The organism is Thiomonas sp. SCN 64-16 (assembly GCF_001725585.1).
GTDB classification, from domain to species: Bacteria; Pseudomonadota; Gammaproteobacteria; order Burkholderiales; family Burkholderiaceae_C; genus Thiomonas; species Thiomonas arsenitoxydans.
The window spans coordinates 40,490-60,321 of sequence record NZ_MEGQ01000005.1 but is presented as its reverse complement, the minus strand read 5'-3'; the positions used below and the strand labels follow the sequence as shown (position 1 = coordinate 60,321).

General features: G+C 65.9%; 23 protein-coding genes. 12 read left to right on the top strand and 11 right to left on the bottom strand.

Annotated elements, in window-relative coordinates; genetic code table 11:
- Positions 1-29: 29 nt before the first annotated feature.
- From gspK to gspG, 5 genes are all read right to left on the bottom strand, one after another.
- Positions 30-1,103, bottom strand: a complete 1,074-nt coding sequence (gene gspK / locus ABT24_RS02585; RefSeq protein WP_276729489.1) for a type II secretion system minor pseudopilin GspK — start codon at positions 1,101-1,103, stop codon at positions 30-32.
- Positions 1,090-1,839 carry a PulJ/GspJ family protein gene (locus tag ABT24_RS02580; protein WP_276729490.1) on the bottom strand — a complete coding sequence of 250 codons (750 nt, stop codon included), beginning with the start codon at positions 1,837-1,839 and terminating at the stop codon, positions 1,090-1,092. The genes gspK and ABT24_RS02580 overlap by 14 nt, the downstream gene beginning before the upstream one ends.
- Entirely contained in the window at positions 1,840-2,202 is a 363-nt protein-coding gene (gspI, locus tag ABT24_RS02575; RefSeq protein ID WP_321164557.1) for a type II secretion system minor pseudopilin GspI, read from the bottom strand. It abuts the gene before it with no gap.
- A 116-nt stretch (positions 2,203-2,318) separates the two neighbouring features.
- A complete protein-coding gene (locus tag ABT24_RS02570; protein WP_276729492.1) occupies positions 2,319-2,951 on the bottom strand; it encodes a pilus assembly FimT family protein in 633 nt (210 codons plus the stop codon).
- Positions 2,926-3,393 carry a type II secretion system major pseudopilin GspG gene (gene gspG / locus ABT24_RS02565; RefSeq protein ID WP_276705889.1) on the bottom strand — a complete coding sequence of 156 codons (468 nt, stop codon included), beginning with the start codon at positions 3,391-3,393 and terminating at the stop codon, positions 2,926-2,928. Before gspG ends, ABT24_RS02570 begins: the two co-directional genes overlap by 26 nt.
- A gap of 113 nt (positions 3,394-3,506) precedes the next feature.
- On the opposite strand from gspG, the gene ABT24_RS02560 reads away from it, so the two are divergent.
- The 6 genes from ABT24_RS02560 (at position 3,507) to ABT24_RS02535 (ending at position 9,181) form a co-directional block, all read left to right on the top strand.
- The gene (locus tag ABT24_RS02560; RefSeq protein WP_276729494.1) at positions 3,507-4,100 is read left to right on the top strand and encodes a type II secretion system protein N; all 594 of its coding nucleotides are present in this window, start codon (positions 3,507-3,509) and stop codon (positions 4,098-4,100) included.
- Positions 4,101-4,252: 152 nt separating this feature from the next.
- Positions 4,253-4,525, top strand: coding sequence for an FmdB family zinc ribbon protein (locus ABT24_RS02555; protein ID WP_276729496.1), 273 nt, complete (start codon positions 4,253-4,255; stop codon positions 4,523-4,525).
- A gap of 87 nt (positions 4,526-4,612) precedes the next feature.
- Entirely contained in the window at positions 4,613-5,251 is a 639-nt protein-coding gene (locus tag ABT24_RS02550; protein WP_013107178.1) for a DUF502 domain-containing protein, read from the top strand.
- 81 nt (positions 5,252-5,332) lie between these two features.
- Positions 5,333-7,132: an aspartate--tRNA ligase gene (aspS, locus tag ABT24_RS02545; RefSeq protein ID WP_276729499.1), complete on the top strand. Its 1,800-nt coding sequence runs from the start codon at positions 5,333-5,335 to the stop codon at positions 7,130-7,132.
- 6 nt (positions 7,133-7,138) lie between these two features.
- The gene (locus tag ABT24_RS02540) at positions 7,139-8,062 is read left to right on the top strand and encodes a restriction endonuclease (protein ID WP_013107180.1); all 924 of its coding nucleotides are present in this window, start codon (positions 7,139-7,141) and stop codon (positions 8,060-8,062) included.
- Positions 8,063-8,065: 3 nt separating this feature from the next.
- Complete coding sequence (locus tag ABT24_RS02535) at positions 8,066-9,181, top strand: 3-deoxy-7-phosphoheptulonate synthase (protein ID WP_276729503.1); 1,116 nt, start codon at positions 8,066-8,068, stop codon at positions 9,179-9,181.
- 3 nt (positions 9,182-9,184) lie between these two features.
- Here the strand turns inward: ABT24_RS02535 and ABT24_RS02530 are convergent, their stop codons facing one another.
- The 4 genes from ABT24_RS02530 to ABT24_RS02515 form a co-directional block, all read right to left on the bottom strand.
- Entirely contained in the window at positions 9,185-10,027 is an 843-nt protein-coding gene (locus tag ABT24_RS02530) for an ABC transporter substrate-binding protein (protein ID WP_276729507.1), read from the bottom strand.
- The gene (locus ABT24_RS02525) at positions 9,991-10,749 is read right to left on the bottom strand and encodes an ATP-binding cassette domain-containing protein (RefSeq protein WP_286737310.1); all 759 of its coding nucleotides are present in this window, start codon (positions 10,747-10,749) and stop codon (positions 9,991-9,993) included. The genes ABT24_RS02530 and ABT24_RS02525 overlap by 37 nt, the downstream gene beginning before the upstream one ends.
- Positions 10,746-11,441, bottom strand: a complete 696-nt coding sequence (locus ABT24_RS02520; protein ID WP_276729510.1) for an ABC transporter permease — start codon at positions 11,439-11,441, stop codon at positions 10,746-10,748. Before ABT24_RS02520 ends, ABT24_RS02525 begins: the two co-directional genes overlap by 4 nt.
- A 102-nt stretch (positions 11,442-11,543) precedes the next feature.
- On the bottom strand, positions 11,544-13,013 hold the full coding sequence (locus ABT24_RS02515) for an aminotransferase-like domain-containing protein (protein WP_276729512.1): 1,470 nt from the start codon (positions 13,011-13,013) through the stop codon (positions 11,544-11,546).
- Between the two features lie 67 nt (positions 13,014-13,080).
- Between ABT24_RS02515 and ABT24_RS02510 the strand changes: the two genes are divergently transcribed.
- Genes ABT24_RS02510 through ABT24_RS02500 form a run of 3 tightly spaced genes read left to right on the top strand, consistent with a single transcriptional unit; the run spans position 13,081 to position 16,114 of the window.
- Positions 13,081-14,067 carry a DMT family transporter gene (locus tag ABT24_RS02510; RefSeq protein WP_276729514.1) on the top strand — a complete coding sequence of 329 codons (987 nt, stop codon included), beginning with the start codon at positions 13,081-13,083 and terminating at the stop codon, positions 14,065-14,067.
- A 3-nt stretch (positions 14,068-14,070) separates the two neighbouring features.
- Positions 14,071-15,282, top strand: a complete 1,212-nt coding sequence (locus ABT24_RS02505; protein ID WP_276729517.1) for an aminotransferase-like domain-containing protein — start codon at positions 14,071-14,073, stop codon at positions 15,280-15,282.
- Positions 15,257-16,114 carry a PhzF family phenazine biosynthesis protein gene (locus tag ABT24_RS02500; RefSeq protein WP_276729519.1) on the top strand — a complete coding sequence of 286 codons (858 nt, stop codon included), beginning with the start codon at positions 15,257-15,259 and terminating at the stop codon, positions 16,112-16,114. The genes ABT24_RS02505 and ABT24_RS02500 overlap by 26 nt, the downstream gene beginning before the upstream one ends.
- A gap of 56 nt (positions 16,115-16,170) precedes the next feature.
- On the opposite strand, the gene ABT24_RS02495 is transcribed toward ABT24_RS02500, so the two are convergent.
- The gene (locus tag ABT24_RS02495) at positions 16,171-16,644 is read right to left on the bottom strand and encodes a c-type cytochrome (protein WP_013107188.1); all 474 of its coding nucleotides are present in this window, start codon (positions 16,642-16,644) and stop codon (positions 16,171-16,173) included.
- A gap of 663 nt (positions 16,645-17,307) precedes the next feature.
- On the opposite strand from ABT24_RS02495, the gene ABT24_RS02490 reads away from it, so the two are divergent.
- From ABT24_RS02490 to ABT24_RS02480, 3 genes are all read left to right on the top strand, one after another.
- Complete coding sequence (locus ABT24_RS02490; RefSeq protein WP_013107189.1) at positions 17,308-17,607, top strand: SWIB/MDM2 domain-containing protein; 300 nt, start codon at positions 17,308-17,310, stop codon at positions 17,605-17,607.
- 74 nt (positions 17,608-17,681) lie between these two features.
- Positions 17,682-18,278, top strand: coding sequence for a phospholipase D family nuclease (locus tag ABT24_RS02485; RefSeq protein WP_276729527.1), 597 nt, complete (start codon positions 17,682-17,684; stop codon positions 18,276-18,278).
- Between the two features lie 122 nt (positions 18,279-18,400).
- Entirely contained in the window at positions 18,401-18,916 is a 516-nt protein-coding gene (locus ABT24_RS02480; RefSeq protein WP_013107191.1) for a peroxiredoxin family protein, read from the top strand.
- Between the two features lie 9 nt (positions 18,917-18,925).
- On the opposite strand, the gene ABT24_RS02475 is transcribed toward ABT24_RS02480, so the two are convergent.
- Positions 18,926-19,831 (bottom strand): LysR family transcriptional regulator, encoded by a 906-nt coding sequence (locus ABT24_RS02475; protein WP_276729531.1) that lies wholly within the window; start codon positions 19,829-19,831, stop codon positions 18,926-18,928.
- Position 19,832: the final 1 nt, after the last annotated feature.

The following is a 19,832-nucleotide window of genomic DNA, read 5'->3' as shown; positions in this document are numbered from 1 at the left end:
CATTCTTCAATCGCGTTTTGCGAGACAAATCAGTTTGATCCCTGTTCGACGTCAGGAGTAGCCGCCAACCAAGGGGGCACGCGCTGGATGCGCACCACCTGCGAGAACACCCCGGCCCGCTGAATCAGCGCGCGCTCGGCGTATTCCAGCTTGTCGATGCGCACACGGGCAATGGCGTCGAAGTAGCCGGTGGCCACGCTCACCAGTTGCGGATTGACGGTTGCGCCTTGCGGCAGCAGGGTTGAAATATCGCCCAGATTGCGAAAATACGCGCGCTTGCGCGCCTCGACCAAGGCCTGCGCCGTATCGGCACTCACCCCGAGCACGGCAGCGAGCACCTCCGGGCTGGCGGTGTTGGCGTTGACCGGCGTGGCCTGCGGCAGCAGGGTGACGGCAGAGGCGAGCTTGGGCAGGGCCTGCGCCACGGTGGGGCCCAGCCGCGCCAAATCCTGCAATTGCTGCAGCGGCAGTGGCGAATTTGCAACATTGGTCAGCGCCGCAGCGCCGATGGGGTTGCTCGCCGCCACACCATTGGCGATGGTGGCCGCCACATTGGAGGGCAGTTGCAACGCGGCGCACAGGCGCTGGAAGGCCAGTAACGCCTGCGGATCGATCGTCCCGGCCGGGGCCAGATCGCGCAGATTGAAGCGGCTTTGCGCATCGACGATGCGCCCTTCGAGCCAGGCGTCGGGCAGACCCGCGCTGTCTTGCCCGCGCGCGGCGAGAAAGGTCGACAGCCGCGCCTCGGCCAGCGGCACCGACCAGGGCTCGCCGAGGTAATCGGCCGTCGAGGTCATGGCGTCTTCGCGCAGAATCAGCCGGGCCCAGTCGATCGCGCCGCGCAAAATCCAGCGCGCCTGCGTCTGTTCGCGCGCGGTCTGCTCGCGGGCGATGGCACTCCACTGGCTCCAGAACATGCTAGAGACCATCACCGCGGCCAGCGCGGCGATCAGCATGGCGGTGATCAGCGCCGCGCCGCTTTGATGCCCGGCTTGATACTTGGTCGCGCGTCTCAGTGGACTACCCTCCTCACTAGGCTCGTCTCCCCAAGGGAGTTGAGCACTCCTTCGGAGCGGCCGTGCGGAGCGCTCATTCGCGGTCATCCAGCAAAAAGTCGCGCTGCAAATCGCCCGTCAGCAGCTTGTCGGCGAACTGCAGTTGCAGGCGCACGGCCGCCGGGGTCGTCGCGCTGGCGGCCAGCGTGTTGGCGACGGCCGCCGCGGCGCTGGCCGATGCGGCCGGCGTGTTGCTGCTGGCGTTAGCCACATTGGCCGCCGTACCGGCATTGACCCAGGCGCCCGATTGCTGCAGCAGCCCGATACCGGCGTAGCGATAGAACTGAATCTGCATGCTCACCACGCCGGGCAGAATGGTCAGCAAAGGCGCGGTGGAGTTTTGCAAGGCCGCCTGCAAGACGGCGCGGCTATCGGTGGGCGCGCTGGCACTGCGCTTGAGCGCGCCGTCCTGCACCGTCCAGCGCACCACCTGCAGCTCGCCCGCATTCGGCGGCAGGCCGACGCCCGCGCCGACATCGGCGCGCACATCGCCGCCCAACGGTTGCGCGGGACGGCGCACGATGAACAGCCCGCCGCCGAGCACGCTCACCGCAGGCAGTCCGGGCCCCTGCGACACCGCATGGCGCAGGTCGTCGCCCAGCTGCTGCATGCCGTCGGCCAGACGCGAACTGGTGGTGAACGCGCGGTTGGCGTCGTCGCGGCTGCGCGCCACCGCGTCGAGCCCGCGCCAGCCCAGCACCGCCACCACCGCGAGAATGGTGACCGCGACCAGCAGCTCGATCAGGGTGAAACCCCGCTGTGCCGAAACAGGCGCCCGGTTCACTTACAGATTCCCGATGATGGTGACCACCTGCCACGCGCTCCAGCCGCTGGCATCGAGCACGTTGACCTGCACGCGGCGGAAGTTGGGGTTGGGCGTGGGCATCACATCCACCGCCACGGTGAACGGCACATTCGCCTGCGTGCAGGCGCTAGTGCTCTGTCCCACTGCGAGAAAGGTCTTGCTCAGGCGTTGATCGACCAGAAAATTCTGCGCGCACTGCTCGGCCAGAACGGTCATGCGATAGCGCTGCGCGTTGTCGGCCACGCCGCCTGCGGCACGCATGGCCGCCAGCAGCGCAATGGCCACCACCGCCAAAGCCACCAACACTTCGAGCAGGGTGAATCCGCGGGAGCTTGCCCCCACGCTTGCCGCTGACGCGGCGGCGCTGCCCCCCGAGGGGGCTGGCCCAGCCTTGGGGCGGCCCGGCGGCTGGGCCGACCTATTCAATGGGGGCGCCGGAACGCGAAGGGGTCCGCACATCATGATCGGCTGCGACTGACCACAAAAGGCGCGAAGCCGTCGGTTTCGATGCTGTCGCGCTCCGCGCCGTCAGACAGCACCAGGCGGACCGGGCCGCCCACCGGCTCGGAGCCGAACAGCAACCAGCTCGGCGGCGTGCCCAGACTGCGCACCCCACCCTCGCTCAAACTCACCGACACCGTACCCGCCGAGTAGGCTGCCTCTCGCGGCTCGCCGCCGAGCGCGGCGCGCCAATCCTGCGGGGGAATTTCGCGGCCGCCGCCCACCCAGGGCCAGAGCCGCGGACGCAGCAGGTCGGAGTCCACCGGCTCCCAACCCTGCGGCCCGATCTGCACAAAGGCATAGCCCCTCGGCCCGCTGGCCCAGGCCAGGGGCACGCCGGTTTCGGCGGCGTGTTGACGTGCGGCATCGAACAGTGCTGACAGCCGCTGCGCCTCACGCTGCATCTGCGCATTTTCGGAAGGCGGCAAGGCAAAAGCCGCCATCGCCGTGACCATGCCCACGATGATCAGCGCCACCAGCATTTCGAGCAGGGTAAAGCCACGGGAATGAAGCCCCCACGCTTGCCGCTGGCGCGGCTGCCTTGCCCTCAGGACGCAGCCGGGCTTATTGCCAGCTGCCAATGTCGGCATTTGCCCCTTCTCCGCCGGGTTTGCCGTCTGCGCCATAGCTGAACACATCCACCGGACCTTTCACGCCCGGGTTGAGATATTGATAGGGATTGCCCCACGGATCGGTCGGCAGCTTTTCGAGATAGGGCTTCCAGTTGTTGGGAATCGGCGGCGTGGTGGGCTTGACCACCAACGCCTGCAAGCCCTGCTGCTGGGTGGGGTAAATGCCGTTATCCAGTTTGTACAACTTGAGCGCCTGCATGATGGTGGCGATATCCGTCTTGGCGGCCGTTTGCCGCGCCTCGTCGGTGCGGCCCATGATGTTGGGCACGATAAGCGCCGCCAGCACGCCCATGATGACCAGCACCACCATGAGCTCGATCAGCGTGAAACCGCGCGCTTTGCGACGGGCCGCGGGCACGCGCAGCACCTCGGATGAAACCTCCTTCAAACCATCATTCATCGACTTCCACCTTTTGAAAAGCGCCGGGCGCGCCCTCGGTTTTTCCGCCTTGCTGATGACTCGTTGCAACAAGACGGCGCGAAGACACGTTCTGCGCGGATAATAAGTGTCTCATGTTGCGCACCTCACCCTCATTCCCTGCGCCCAGTGGCGTTTCTACTCGCAGCAGCCGCCGGGCCGCGGCGCTGCTGAGCGTCGTTCTCGCCTTCGCCTGCGCAGCGCTGGCAGTGACCTGGATGCTGCGACTGGTCGCCTCGCCGCAAACGGTTCCCGCTGATGCCCAACTCATCGGCGCGCTGTCGCCCGAGCAGGCCGCGCAGCAGGCCGCGCGCCTGTTTGGCGCCACACCGGTGGGCGCGGCCAGCGCACCCGCCGCGCCCAGCCGCTTTCGGCTGTACGGGGTGATTGCCGGGGGCGATACCGGCTCGGCGCTGATTGGCATCGACGGCCAACCGCCCCGCGCCGTCGGCGTAGGAGACGCCATCGCACCGGGCGTGATTTTGCGCGCCACCGGCTACAAAATGGTCTGGCTGGAACGTGACGGCGTGCGTGAGGAACTCAAAATGGATCCGCAGGGCGCTCAGGTCGGAACCATCGGCTTCCCCAGCGTCGCACCCCGTCTGCCGCAATTCACCCCGCCCGCGCTGGCGCCGCCCGGTATTGCACCGGCCAGCATCGCGCCGCCTACGGTGGATAACGAGAGATAAGGCCGAGGCTGCGTGGCCGCTGCCGCCCCGACAGGCGGGGCATTTTTATAATGCCGCCATTGTTCTGCGCCTGTTTGCCCCCATTTAAGTTGGGAATTCTGGACTTGAAGCGCCGATTTTCCTGGCGCCCCTATTTTGACGAGGTTTCCACCATGCCGATCTACGCTTACAAATGTGATGCCTGCGGCCACACCCTAGACGCGCTGCAAAAAATGTCCGATGCCCCGCTGACCGTCTGTCCGCATTGCGGCAAGCCTGCGCTGCACAAACAGCTCACCGCGGCGGGTTTCCAGCTCAAGGGCTCGGGCTGGTACGCCACCGACTTCAAGGGCGGCGGCGCGGCGGCAACATCGACAGCGGCTGCAGCGTCTTCCTCCGACAGTGCCGCGCCCCCGGCCTGCGGCGCCTCGTGTGCCTGCCATTAAATTCATTCTCTCCAGGGCTCTGATCCACCCGCCCTGCCCCCTTACTCAACCCCAAGCCTTCCGCGCCCCGGAAGGCTGTTTCATTCCATGAGCCTGAAAAGTATTTTCATCGCCGGCATGCTGGTCTGGCTGCCGCTGACCATCACCATCTGGGTGCTGTGGCAGTTGCTGGCCGTGTTCGACGGCATCTTCCGGGCCATGGTCAGCGCGCTGAGCACGGTGGCGCCCGGCCTAGCCCCGGCGCTGGACAAACTGGTGAACATTCCCGGCGTGGGCGTGGTCTTGGTGCTGGCGGCCATTTTCCTCACCGGTCTGGCCGTGGCCAATATGGTGGGGCAGTGGTGGCTGGCCCGCTGGGACGGGCTGATGGCGCGCATTCCACTGGTCAAGACCATTTACAGCAGCGTCAAACAGGTGTCGGACACGCTGTTTTCCAGCAGCGGCAACGCTTTCCGCAAAGCCCTGCTGGTGCAATATCCGCATCAGGGCTCGTGGACCATCGCCTTTATGACCGGTACGCCGGGCGGCGAGGTTGCGGGGCATCTGCAGGGCGATCATGTCAGTGTGTACGTCCCCACCACACCCAATCCGACCTCCGGCTTTTTTCTGATGTTTCCGCGTAGCGAAGTGATCGAGCTGCAGATGAGCGTGGACACTGCGCTCAAATACATCATTTCCATGGGTGTGGTCGTGCCGGGCGGGCCGAACAATCCGCAAGTGCATTGAGCGCCCGCGCTCCCATCCTTTCCCTTCCTGCCCCCTGCGCGCCGAAGCCGCAGGATCGTTTTCCGAAAGTACCTCTCCAACATGAGTCTGCGTAGCCAATATTGCGGTCAGGTGACCGAAGCCCAACTGGGGCAAACTGTTTCACTGTGCGGCTGGGTGCATCGCCGTCGCGACCACGGCGGGGTGATTTTCATCGACCTGCGCGACCGCGAGGGCTTGGTGCAGGTGGTGTGCGACCCCGACCGCGCCGCCATGTTTGCCACCGCAGAGAGCCTGCGCAACGAGTTCTGCGTGCAGGTGCAGGGGCTGGTGCGGCCGCGTCCGGCAGGCACCGAAAACGAGGGCATGACCTCGGGCAAGATCGAGGTGCTGTGCCACGACATCACCGTGCTCAACGCCTCGGTCACCCCGCCCTTCCAGCTCGACGACGACAATCTATCGGAGACCACGCGGCTGACCCACCGGGTGCTCGACCTGCGCCGTCCGCAGATGCAGCACAACCTCAAGCTGCGCTACAAGGTCGCGATGGCGGTGCGCCGCTTCCTCGACGGCCAGGGCTTCATCGACATCGAAACCCCAATGCTCACCAAGAGCACGCCCGAAGGCGCGCGTGACTACCTGGTGCCCAGCCGCGTGCACGACGGCGAGTTCTTCGCCCTGCCGCAATCGCCGCAACTGTTCAAGCAGATGCTCATGGTCGCGGGCTTCGACCGCTATTACCAGATCACCAAGTGCTTCCGCGACGAAGACCTGCGCGCCGACCGTCAGCCCGAGTTCACCCAGATCGACTGCGAGACCTCCTTCCTGAGCGAGCAGGAGATCCGCGATCTGTTCGAGACCATGATCCGCGGCGTATTCAAAGACGTGCTCGACATCGAGCTCGCCAACCCCTACCCGGTCATGACTTATGCGGAGGCCATGGGCCGCTTCGGCTCCGACAAACCCGATCTGCGCGTCAAGATGGAGTTCACCGAACTCACCGACGTCATGGCCGACGTGGACTTCAAGGTGTTCTCCGGCCCGGCCACCACCCCCGGTGGCCGCGTGGTCGCGCTGCGCGTGCCCGGCGGCGGAGAGATGAGCCGCAGCGAGATCGACGCCTACACCGAGTTCGTCAAGATCTACGGCGCCAAAGGCCTGGCCTGGATCAAGGTCAACGATGTGAGCAAGGGCCGCGATGGTCTGCAGTCGCCCATCGTCAAGAACCTGCACGACGCGGCGATTGCCGCCGTCCTGCAGCGCAGCGGCGCGCAAAACGGCGACCTGCTGTTCTTCGGCGCCGACAAGTCCAAGATCGTGGCCGACGCCATCGGCGCCCTGCGGGTCAAGATCGGCCACAGTGATTTCGGCAAGAGCCACGGCCTGTTCGACAACGTCTGGAAGCCGCTCTGGGTGGTCGATTTCCCCATGTTCGAGTTCGACGAGGACAACCAGCGCTGGGCCGCCGTGCATCACCCCTTCACCGCGCCAAAAGACGGCCATGAAGAACTGATGGACACGGCCCCCGAGAAGTGCATCGCCAAGGCCTACGACATGGTGCTCAACGGCTGGGAAATCGGCGGCGGCTCGGTGCGCATCCACCGCGCCGAAGTGCAGAGCAAGGTGTTCTCCGCGCTCAAGATCGGCCCCGACGAGGCCCGCGCCAAATTCGGCTTCCTGCTCGACGCCCTGCAATACGGCGCCCCGCCGCACGGCGGCATCGCCTTCGGCCTGGACCGCATCGTCACCATGATGACCGGCGCCCAGAGCATCCGCGACGTCATCGCCTTCCCCAAAACCCAGCGCGCCCAGTGCCTGCTGACCAACGCGCCCAGCCCGGTGGATGAGAAGCAGTTGAAGGAGTTGCACATCCGACTGCGCAATCCGCAGCCGGTAGCGTAAGGCTGCATGAGCAAGCTCTTTTCCCGCTCTGAAGCGCTTGGCTCGCGGGTCATGTTCGCCGCCATGCAGGCGCTGCAGCAAGCTGATGGGAAGCTGCGTAGCCGGGACGTGGCCGCCCGAGTTGCTCAACAGCTTGAGTTTGACGACTGGGCGCAAGAGATTATCGAGAGCAACGGCCTGCCGCGTTGGCGCATGTATCTCCATTTCTTTTCGGTGGATTCGGTCAAGGCGGGATTCCTCTTGAAAGAAAAAGGCGTCTGGCAGATCACAGAGCCTGGAGCCGCTGCCTTGCGCGGTGGTGCCGAGGCTTATTTCCGCGCGGCGCAAACAGGCTATCGAGCATGGCGCAAAGAGCAAGTGCCCGCTAGCGCTGAATCGGCAGTGGATTTTGTCGAAACAGAGCCCACACTTCCGCCCGAAGAACGCTTTAAGCTCATCTCAAACGAAACCAATGCAGCGCTGAGCGCCGAGTTGCTGGAACGATTGAAAAGTTGCGATCCCGGCTTCTTCGAGGGCGTCGTGATTAAGCTGTTATTGAAGATGGGTTACGGCGGCAGCCATGCCGAAGCGGGTCAGGCGGTCGGACGCTCGGGCGATGGCGGCATCGATGGCGTGATCGCCGAAGACCGGCTGGGCCTTGATTCCATCTACGTTCAGGCCAAACGCTGGCAGGGCTCAGTGGGTGAGCCGCCACTGCGCGACTTTCTGGGCGCCCTGGTCAGCCGTGGCGCCAACAAGGGCGTGTTCATCACCACGGGGCTGTTCACCGACAACGCGCAACAGTTCGCCCGCCGCAGCCCGCAGCACAAAGTCGTGCTGATCGATGGCCCACGGCTGGCCGAGCTGATGATCGAACATGATCTCGGCGTCTCGGTGGCGGCCACCTATCAACTCAAACGTATCGACTCCGACTTTTTCGCGGAAGATTGACCCATGCCCCGAATCGACGATCCCACCCATGACCACGAGGCCGGCGCGCTGGACGGCACGCTCGACACCACTCGCATCGACGACACCCGCATCAAGGCGGTGCGGGCTTTGATCTCTCCTGCGGTGCTGCTGGAAGAACTGCCGGTCACGCCGCAGATCGAGGCCGTGGTCGAGCAAGGCCGCGCCGCAGTCGCGAATGTGCTGCACGGGCGCGATGACCGGCTGGTGGTTGTGGTCGGGCCATGCTCCATACACGATCACGATCAGGCCATCGACTATGCGCGCCGCCTGCAAGCCACGGCGGCCGATCTGAGCGACGCGCTCATTGTGGTGATGCGGGTGTATTTCGAGAAGCCGCGCACCACCGTGGGCTGGAAGGGTTATATCAACGACCCGCGGCTGGATGGGAGCTTTCGCATCAACGAGGGTCTGCAGCGCGCGCGCCAGTTGCTGCTGGAGATCAATTCGCTGGGTTTACCGGCGGGCACCGAGTTTCTCGATCTGCTGTCGCCGCAGTATTTCAGCGACCTGATCGCCTGGGGCGCCATCGGCGCGCGCACCACCGAAAGCCAGAGCCACCGCCAGCTCGCTTCGGGGCTGAGTTGTCCCGTGGGCTTCAAGAACGGCACCGACGGCGGGGTGCAGGTGGCGGCCGATGCCATGGTGTCGGCGGCCAGCGGCCATGCCTTCATGGGCATGACCAAGATGGGCGTGGCGGCGATTTTCGAAACCCGCGGCAATGCGGATTGCCACGTCATCCTGCGCGGCGGCAAGGCGCCGAACTTCGACGCCGCATCAGTCAACGCTGCCTGCGCCGCGCTGGCCAAAGCCGGGCAGCGCGAACAGGTGATGATCGACTGCTCGCACGCCAATTCGGCCAAGCAGCCGCGCAAGCAGATGGAGGTGGCCGCCAGCATCGCCGAGCGCATCGCCGCAGGCGAGCGGCGCATCCTGGGCGTGATGGTCGAGAGCCACCTGCGCGAAGGCCGGCAGGATCTCAAGCCGGGTCAGCCGCTGACGCCGGGCGTGTCCATCACCGACGCCTGCCTGGGCTGGGACGACACCGTGCCGTTGTTGCGCGTTCTGGCCGATGCGGTGCGCAAGCGGCGCGAACTCTGAGATTTACTGGCTTTTTGCGTCAGGAAAGAACAGCGGCTCGCCGCCGATTTTGTAGTCGGCGATCGCCTGCTGGCCTGCCGGGCCAGTGATCCAGTCGATGAAGGCGCGGCCCTGCGCCGCCTTGACTTGCGGATGCTTGGCCGGATTGACCAGCATCACGCCGTAAGGATTGAACAGCGCCTTGTCGCCTTGCAACACGATGGTCAGGTCACCGCGGTTCTTGAACGCCAGCCAGGTGCCGCGGTCGCTCAGGGTGTAGGCGTTCAGCGCCGCTGCGGTGTTGAGCGCCTGTCCCATTCCCGCGCCGATTTCGCGGTACCACTTGCCCCGGCCCTCCGCCACCGGGTCGATTCCGGCCTGCTTCCACGCGCGCAACTCCGCGGCATGCGTGCCGCTCTTGTCCCCGCGCGAAATGAACAGGGCTTGGCTCGAAGCGATCCGGCGCAAGGCCTCCGACAAGGTCTTGACTTGCATGACCCCGGCCGGATCGGACTTGGGCCCGACGAGCACGAAATCGTTGTACATCACGTCACGCCGGTCCACGCCCCAGCCTTCGGCGACGAAGCGGTCTTCCGCAGCGCGATCGTGCACGAACACCACGTCGGCATCGCCGCGCCGGCCGATGTCCAGCGCCTGTCCCGTCCCCACCGCCACCACCTTCACCGCGATGCCTGTTGCGCGGGTGAATAGCGGCAGGATGTGGCCGAACAGGCCCGATTGCTCGGTGGAGGTCGTCGAGGCGACGACGATGCTGGGCGGCGTCTGCGCCCCGGCGGCGAGCGACGCGAGTCCGAGCGCCGCAGCGGCGATCAGACGGATGAATGGCAAATGCAATCGCGTGAACATGCGGAGTCTCCTGGGGGAATGGCGCCGAGGCGCTGTGGGTTGAGTGATTGAGGTGCGCAAAAAGTCTGCAACTGGCCGTGATCCAGCCGCAGCACGCGCTGCGCCAGCGCGATTTCCTCTGGGCGGTGGGTGCTGAGCACCACGGTGATGCCTTGCGCGGCGAGTTCCTGCACGTCTTGCAGGATGGCTGCGCTGGCTTGCGGGTCGAGATGGCTGCACGGCTCGTCGAGCAGCAGCAGCGCGGGGTGCATCATCCAGGCGCGCGCCAGCGCCAGCCGCTGACGCTGGCCGGAAGACAGGCTGGCGGCGCTTTGCCGCCCCCGACTCTGCAGCCCGGCGCGGATCAGCGCGGCCTCGATCAAACCGGGGTCTGATCCGCGCCCGGTCAAGGCCAGGCGCAGGTTGTCCGTCACCGTGCCGCGCAGCATGGGCGTGTGTGCAAACACCATGGCCTGCCCCGGATAGGCCATGCCCTCCAACGGCGGCTCCTGTCCAGCAAAGAGCAAGCGACCGCAGGTGGGCCGCTCCAGGCCGTGGATGAGGCGCAACAGGCTGGTCTTGCCCGATCCATTGGGCCCGACCACCGCGGTGATGCCGCCGCGCGCGATCTGCAGATCCAGACCCCGCAGCACCCAGTTCGTCCCGCGGCGCAAACCCACGCCCTGCAGGCTGATGGGAAACAGCGCCGCGCAAGCCACGCCAGCGCCGCAAGAGCCGTTCATGCGCCCTCCCCATAGCGCGCCGCCGCATACTGCCGCAACAGGGCCGCAGCCGCATTGACCCCCAGCACCAGCGTCATCAGCACCGCGCCCAGCGCCAGCGCCAACGGCAGGTCGCCCTTGCTGGTTTCCAGCGCGATGGCCGTGGTCATGGTGCGGGTGTAGCCCTCGATATTGCCGCCTGCAATCATCACCGCGCCCACCTCGGACACGGCGCGGCCAAACCCGGCCAGGGCGGCCACCAGTAAGGCATGGCGACAGTCCCACAGCAGCCAACGCACGCGCTGCAGCGCTCCCAGGCGCAAGGAACGCAGCGTGTCGCCGTGCAGCCGCCAGGATTCGGCAACGATCTGCCGCGTGACGGCGGCGATCAGCGGCGTGGTGAGTATGGTCTGCGCCAGCACCATGGCCGGCACGGAAAACAACAGCCCCAGTTCACCCAGCGGCCCGCTGCGCGACAACAGCAGATACACCAGCAGACCGACGATGACCGAAGGCAGCCCGAGCAGGCTGTTGAGCAGCGCCACCACCACGCCGCGCCCGGTAAACGCATGCACCGCCAGCCACGCACCCAGCGGCAAGCCCAGCAGCAGACCGAGCAGCACGCTGGCGCCGCTGACGCGCAGCGACACGCCGACGATGTGCCAAGTGGCCGCATCGCCCGCGACCAGCAAGTGCCAGACCTGGGAGAACATGGGTGGAAGGAATGAGCGAAAGAGCGATGTACATTTGGATACTATCGCAACGCGCCGTTTCTTTCATCGCGCTGTCCGCCGTGTTGGCGACCGCATACGGCTTTAGCGCCGCGCAGCGGCAAAGGCACGCCAGAACGCCTCGTCCTGCGTCTGGGTGAAGTTGATGCGCATGCGGGTGGAAGGCTGCTGCTGCGGGTCGAACAGGTGGCCGGGCGCGAGCAAATAACCGGCGTCGAGCAGGCGCTGTGACAGCGTGGCCGTGTCCACGCCGGTGTCCACCCAACCCAGCAGGCCGCGTGGCGGGGTGACGAAGCGACAGCCCGCTTTCTCGGCCAGCCGCACCGCGCGTGCACGCGCCGCGTCCAGCCGGTCGCGCACCTGCTGCGTGGTGCGCCGCAACTGCCCCTGTCCCAGCACATGGGCGAGCGCCCGCTCGGTGAGCGTGGGCGTGGTGAGCACGGCGAGCAACTTCTGATCGACCAGACGGTCGATGACGGCGGGCGCCGCCGCGACAAAGCCCACACGCCAGCCGGGCGCGAGGATTTTGGAGAACCCGCTGAGATAAATGGTGTGCTGCAGTTGATCGAGCACACTCATGCGCGGGCTGCTGGGCTCGGCGAGCGCGGCATAGACATCGTCTTCGACCACCTGAAAGCCGTGACGCTGCGCCAGTTGCAGCACGCGGTGCGCGCTGGCCGCGCTGAGGCTCTGGCCGGTGGGGTTGTGCAGCACGCTCACGCAGATGAACAGGCGCGGCGCATGGGCGCGGGCCAACTGATCGAGGAGGTCGAGATCGGGGCCGTCGGCCCCGCGCGGAACGGGCAGCAGCTTGAGCCCGTGGTGCGCCATCTGCGCAAACTGCATCGCCCAGCCGGGACTTTCGACCAGCACCGCGTCGCCGGGGCGGGTGAGTGCGCGCAACACGAGATCGAGCGCCTGTGATGCGCCATTGGTGGTCAGAATCTGCTGCGGCGGCACTTGCACAGACAAGCCGGCCAATTGCCGCGACAAGGCTTCGCGCAAGGCCAGATCGCCCAGCGGATCCCCATAGTGCAGCGACGCCTGCCCCAGTTCGTTCGCGCGGGCGATGCGCCGCAAGGCCGCGCCCAGCGCCGCACTCTCCAGCCACGGCGCGGGCAACACGCCGGAACCGGGCGCGCCGCGCAGCGCCACCGCAGCGCCCGCCCCCATTTGATGAAACATGCCGCGCACCAGCGCGGTGGCGTGCGTCGGCGCCAACATGGGCGCAGCGGCATCGGCCTGCGTGGCGCGAGGCCGCGCCAGCACGGGCGTGTCACCGGGCGCCCGCACGAAATACCCACGCTGCGCGCGCGCCTCCACCAGCCCGAGGGCCTGCAGCCGGTCATACGCCGCGACCACGGTTTGCGTGCTCAGCCCGTACCGCCGGGCGCATTCGCGCACCGACGGCAAGCGACTGCCCGGGGGCAGCAAGCGGTTGCGGATGCGGGCGGAAAACTGGGCGCTGAGCTGCTCCGCCAAGGTGGTCGCCGCATGGCGCTGCAGCGTCCCCGCCTCGGGACCCAAGTTCACTGTATTGGCGATCTCATCCATACAGAGGCTGTTTTGTACTCATCAAGTGTATTGGTGGTGTATCGCATTGAACCCTAAGCTGCGTTCCATGTCCACACCACCCACACCCGCCGTTCGAAAGCAGCCACCGATCTCCGCGCAGGGCGAAGCGCTGGCTCTGGGCCTGCTGGGCGTGGGTCTGTTTGCGCTCTCGCTGCCGATGACGCGTCTGGCCGTCGGCTCGACGCAGGCGCCGCAACTCTCGCCCGAGTTCGTGGCGCTCGGTCGCGCGGCCGTTGCGGGCGTGCTCGCAGCCGTCTGGCTGGTGTGGCAACACGCGCCCTTGCCCGGCCGCCGCGACTGGGCTCTGCTGGCCGCGATGGCCGGCGGCGTGGTGTTCGGTTTTCCGCTGCTGACTTCCATCGCCCTGCGCGAAGTCGATGCGGTGCATGCCTCGCTCATTCTGGCGCTGCTGCCCTTGTTTACCGCAGCGCTCGGCGCGCTGCTGGCGGGCCAGCGGCCGTCTGCCGGGTTCTGGCTCTGCGCCTTTCTGGGTGCGGCCCTGGTGATGGCCTACACCCTGCTGCACGGCACCGGACGCTTCGCCTTGAATCTGCACTGGGCCGATGGCCTGCTGGTGGGTGCCATGCTGTCGGCTGCGGTGGGCTATGCCCTGGGCGGCCACCTCACGCGGTCTCGCCCTGCCGGGCAGGTCATCGGCTGGGCGCTGGTGCTCAGTCTGCCCATCAGCGTGCCTACGGCGTGGTGGCTACGACCCGCAGCCCCGGTGCAGCTCTCGGCCTGGGGCGGCTTCGCCTATGTGGCCGTGGTGTCGATGTGGCTGGGTTTTCTGGCCTGGTACCGGGCTCTTGCGCTGGGTGGCACCGTGCGCATCTCGCAGTTGCAACTGCTGCAGCCTTTCTTGTCGATGCTGGCCGCGGCGGCCTTGCTGCATGAAGTGCTCGATGCCACCACCCTGTTGTTCGCCGGTGCGGTGCTGGCCGTCGTTTTTGTCGCGCGGCGCATGCCAGTGCATGATGCGTCGCGTCCTGTTCCTCGTCCCGTTCCTCGTCCTATCCCTGACTCCCGGAGTTGACGCATGACCTTCACCCTGTCGCAGCGCAGCGCGCACTACACCCCTTCGCCTATCCGCGAGCTGCTCAATCTCACCGAGCAGCCCGGCATGATCTCGCTGGCCGGCGGCTTGCCCGCGCCGGAGAGCTTTCCGGTGCAGGCCTTGCGCGCGGCCTGTGTGGAGGTCCTCGACACGCAGGCCCAGGGGGCGCTGCAGTATGGCCCGAGCGAAGGCATTGCCCCTTTGCGCGAGTGGGTGGCCGCGCACTTGCGCGCACAGGGCATCGAGGCCCAGGCCGACGAAGTGCTCATCACCAGCGGTTCGCAGCAAGGCCTCGATCTGGTGGGACGTGTGCTCATCGACCCCGGCAGCACCGTGCTGGTGGAACGTCCGACCTACCTCGGCGCGCTGCAAGCCTTCGCGCCCTACGGCCCACGCTTTGCCGATCTCGACGAAGACGCCGGGGGCGCGCTGCCGACGCTGGACGACCCGGCGCATGGCGGCGCGCGCATGGTCTACCTGCAGCCCAACTTCCGTAACCCCACCGGACAGACCATGACGGCTGCGCGGCGCACACAATGGGCGCGGGCCTTGCGGGGCCGCCCCATCGCCCTGGTGGAAGACAACCCCTACGGCGAACTGTGGTTCGACGGCCCGCCGCCCGCGCCAGTGGCGGCGCAGCTTCCCGGCCAGAGCCTTGTGCTGGGCACCTTCTCCAAAGTGCTGTCTCCCGGGCTGCGTCTGGGTTATGTGCATGGGCCGCACGAGGTGATTGCCAAGATGGCCCTGGCGCGCCAAGCCGCCGATCTGCAGACTTCCAGTCTTACGCAGAGGCTGGTGCTCAAGGTGCTCGAAGGCGGGCTGCTGGATGCGCAACTGCCGCACATCCGCGCTCTGTACCGCGCGCAGCGCGACGCCATGCTCGCCGCCCTGTCCCGCCACATGCCCAGCAGCGTGCATTGGGACGCTCCGCAAGGCGGCATGTTCATCTGGCTGTCTCTGCCGCAAGGCGCCGACGCCACCGCGCTGCTGTCGCTGGCGCTGCAACGCAAAGTGGCCTATGTGCCCGGCACGGCGTTCTACGCCGCGGGCGCCGCGCCGCGCCATACGCTGCGGCTGTCTTACGCCACCGCCACGCCCGCGCAGATCGAGACCGCCATTGCCCGCCTGGGTGAAGTCTTCTCCACGACACACCCGCCAGAACCCCGCCATGACCCATCCGTTCTTGCAGCTTGACGTCTTCGCCCCCGCGCCGCTGCGCGGCAACCCCCTGGCCGTGGTGGACCAGGCCGACGACCTCGATGCGGCCACCCTGCAATCGATCGCCTGCTGGCTCGGGCTGTCGGAGACCACGTTTTTGCTGAAGCCCAGCGCGCCTGAGGCCGACTACCGCGTGCGCATTTTCACGCCGGGAGGAGAGCTGCCCTTTGCCGGGCACCCCACCTTGGGCAGCTGCGCCGCCTGGCTTCAGCTGGGAGGAAAGCCCAGACGCGATGGCGTGGTAATCCAGCAATGCGGCGTCGGCCTGATGGAGGTTCGCGTCGCGGCCCCTGATGCATCGGGCGCGAAGCAACTCGCCTTTGCGGCGCCGCCGATGCGCGAAATCCCCATCGAACCCACTTTGCTGCACAACGTGGCCCAAGCCCTGGGCTTGGAGCGCGACGACATCCAGCGCAGCGCCTGGCTGGACAACGGGCCGCGCTGGTTCTGCCTCTGGTTGCGCAGCGCCGAACGTGTGCTCGCGGTGGAGCCCGATCATGCCGCGCTCAAACGTCTGGGAGTGAACGTCGGCATGGCGGGGCGGCACGCTGCGGGAGGGGACGCCGCAATCGAAGTGCGCTTCTTCGGATCAGCGCTGAACGTGCCCGAAGACCCCGTGACCGGCAGCCTCAACGCCAGCCTGGCGCAGTGGCTGATCGGCTGTGGCGTACTGCCTTCGGCCTATGTAGCGGCGCAAGGCGCGAAGCTGGGACGCGCCGGTCGGGTGCACATTGAACGCGATGCCGCCGGGCAGGTCTGGGTCGGTGGTGCGGTGCAACCCCTCATCACTGGCACGCTCACGCTCTGAAAAAACAAACCCGCCGACGGCGGGTTTGTGCGGGACTGGACAACCCCAGAAAACGCTCAGAGTTCTTCGCGGAACGCGTCGTGGCAAGCCTTGCAGGTCTTGGCGGTTTCGCCGAACACCACCTTGATCTCGTCGAGCTTGCCGGTCTTGGCGGCGGCCACCAGCTTGGGCGTCATTTCCTGCAGCTTGTTGGCATCGGCCTTGAACTTGTCCATCTCTTTCCAGATTTCAGGCTTGGCATGCGAATCAGGCAAGTCGGTGCCGGGGCCGAAAGCCTGCCACGGCAGATGCGACATGAAGGCCACGACTTCGGCGTTTTGCAGCGCGGCCTTGGCATCGAACGGTGCCTTGCCCTGCACCATGGCGCCGATGCGGCCAAAACTCGCCGCCATCACGATGAAGGCGGACTGACGGTACTTCACCGCGTCTTGCGGTTTGGCGAACTGCGCCTGCGCCGGCACACTGGCCAACAGACCACAGGCAAGCACGGCGGCGAACAGCTTTTTGGGATGCAACGAGGCTGGGTTCATGAAACAGACTCCTGGCTGAGTAAAACGGATGGGCGGAAAAACGCAGGGCCAATTGGCGCAGCGAGTGTAAGCAAAAGTGACCCTCGCTGCAGAGCACAGTCGCAGTTCCCCCGTGCGCTCTGAACAAACTCGCCGGGCCGCCCCAAGAGCGCCCCCAGACCTGCCGCGTTCGCGTCAGGCCCCCCGAGGGGGATGAGGCCCGCGGCTCCAAGCTGCCCTGCGGCAGCTTGGACGGAGTCGAATCCGAGCGGCTTGCAAGCCGCGAGGTGGACAAGAAAACTTGGGGCGGCCCTGCGTTTTCTCATGAGTTTCTTGCCCCTCGAGGGGAGAGCCCAGCGAAGCGACGGGTTTCGGGGGGGCGCTTCAGGCGCCAACAAGACAACAAAACAACGCGCAAAACGCTAAAAACGCACATGCTGCGTCGGACGCCCTCGCGCTCGGCTTAATATGCGGCTGGTTGAGCACGATCCTCCGGCACGTTGGCGCCGATCGGGGCGCAGTCATGCAGATCCGGAAGGCATGGATCGGCTCAACTTTTTAGCGGGCCGGACCGTCCAGCCCGCAATCCATGACAACGGTGAATCTGCACGGCGCGCAGCGATCCCCAACGGGCCGCTGACACGCCAGTGGATAACAAGCTCAACTTCTCGGAGTGCACTCAATATGACCACTGCAAAACCCGCGGCAAAAAAGGCGGCCGCCGCTAAAACAACCCGTCAGCCCAGCGCGGCGTTCATGAAACCGCTCACCCCTTCGGCGCATCTGGCCGCCGTCGTGGGCACCACGCCGCTGCCGCGCACCGAAGTGGTGAAAAAACTGTGGGAATACATCAAGAAGCACAATCTGCAAGACGCAGCGAACAAGCGCATGATCAACGCAGATGCCAAGCTCAAGCCGATTTTCGGCAAGGATCAGGTCAGCATGTTCGAAATGACCAAACTGGTCAGCGCGCATCTGAAATGAGTTGACCACACCACGGGCCGAAAACGCCCGCGGTCCAGGCCCGGCGCAGCCGGGCTTTTTCATGCGCATTCATCATGTCGTTCAAAGCTTTTGCCACCCGTTCTCCCTGCGCCCGCTTGCTGGCCTGCGCCCTGCTCGCTGCCGCCTGCACGCTGCCAGCGCAGGCCCGCTCGCCTCAAGCCCTCGCCCTGCCGACACAGGCCGCTGTCTCCAGCGCCTTCTCGCCTTCGGGCGGCGCGCTGGCGCTGGTGCTGCAGGCCATCGATCAGGCGCATAGCAGCATTCAGATGGCCGCTTATCTGTTCACCTCGTCCGACGTGGCGCGGGCGCTGGTCCAGGCGAAAAAACGCGGCGTGCAAGTGCAGGTGCTGGTGGACTGGAAAAGCAATTTCGATGAAGACGCCCGCTACGCGCGGCACGCGCTGGGCATTCTGCGCAACGCGGGCATTGCCGTGCGCTCGGTCGACGTCTATCCCATCTTTCACGACAAATACATGGTGATCGACCGGCGCACGGTGCAGACCGGCAGCTTCAACTACACCTACTCCGCGGCGCATCGCAATGCCGAGAACGTCTTGGTGATGTGGAATGCGCCCGAGCTGGCTGCGCAGTATCTGGCCGACTGGCAACGCAACTGGGCGCTGAGCCAGCCGGTTGTGTTGCCGTATTGAACCCGGATTGTTTGCGAATACCCGGAATTGCCGTGAGGCGCGCGGGGTTGCATGCCGCAGGGCTTGAGCGGCCTAAAATCGGTCTTCTGTATTTGTTTTGAATTTCTTTTGTAGGCGCCTTCATGAAACCCCTGTCCAAATCGCTTATCGCCGTCATCGTGCTGGCCGTTCTGGCCGTGGGCGGCTATCTCGGCTGGTCGGCGTTGGATCAGAAACCCGAGGCGCCCAACGCGAGCTTCAGCCTGCTCGACGGCAAAACGGTCGATCTTTCGGCTTATCGCGGCAAGGTGGTGCTGGTGAATTTCTGGGCAACGAGCTGCACCACTTGCGTGGGGGAAATGCCCGAGCTGGTGAAGACCTACGACCAGCTCAACCCCAAAGGCTTCGACCTCGTGGCCGTGGCCATGAGCTACGACAACCCTGAGTTTGTGCGCAACTTTGTGCAGCAGCGACAGCTACCGTTCACCGTGGCCTTCGATGCCAGCGGGCAGGCGGCCAAGGCCTTCAAGGATGTGCGCTTGACGCCGACGAGCTTTCTGATCGACAAGTCGGGCCATATCGTCAAGCAGTACGTCGGCACGCCCAACTTCGCCGAGCTGCACCAGCTCATCGACAATCTGCTGGCGCGGCAGGCTTGAGCCCCGGTTTCACACCGGCGCCCGCTGCGGCTGGGTGAAATGGTGTTTTAAATAGTCCAGCCACAGGCGCAGCCGCAGGGGCTGATGCTTGCGCTGGGTGAACACCGCGAAGATGCCGTTGGGCGGCGCGGCAAAGTCTTCTAGAAGCGCCACGAGCTTGCCTTGCTCCAGACTGGCGCCCACTTCCCACAGCGAACGCCAGGCGATGCCCCGGCCTTCGAGACACCACTGGTGCAGCACGGCGCCATCGGTGCAGTCCATGCGACCCGCCACGCGCACATGCAGGATCTCGCCCTCGGCCTGGAACATCCAGCCGCGCGGCTGGCTGCTCACGGAGGAATACGCCAGGCATTGGTGACGGGCGAGATCGGACGGTGTGGCCGGAGTGCCGTGACGTTGCAGATAGCTGGGCGCGGCCACGCACACGCGCCGGTTGTCGGCCAGCCGCAGACTGACCAGCGAAGAATCGGCCAGATCGCCCACGCGCACGGCGCAGTCGTAGCCCTCGTTGACCAGATCGACCAGACGATCGGTCAGGTCGAGCGACAGACTCACCTCGGGATGCTGGTCGAGAAACCCGGGAATCAGCGGCGCGATGTGGCGGCGGCCAAAACCCGCCGGCGCGGTAATGCGCAGATGGCCGCTGGCCTTCACTCCGCCCGCGCTCACGCTGGCCTCGGCGTTCTGCAGCTCGGCCAGCAGGCGCTGGCAATCTTCAAGAAAGGCGCTGCCCTCGTCGGTCAGGCTGATGCGCCGTGTGGTGCGCACCAGCAGCTTGACGCCCAAGCGCGCTTCCAGCGCATCGATGCGACGGCCAATGATGGCTGGCGCCACGCCTTCGGCATGCGCCGCAGCGGTCAGACTTCCTTTGGTCGCCACCGCGACAAAGGTCTCCAACTGTTTGAGTTTGTCCATG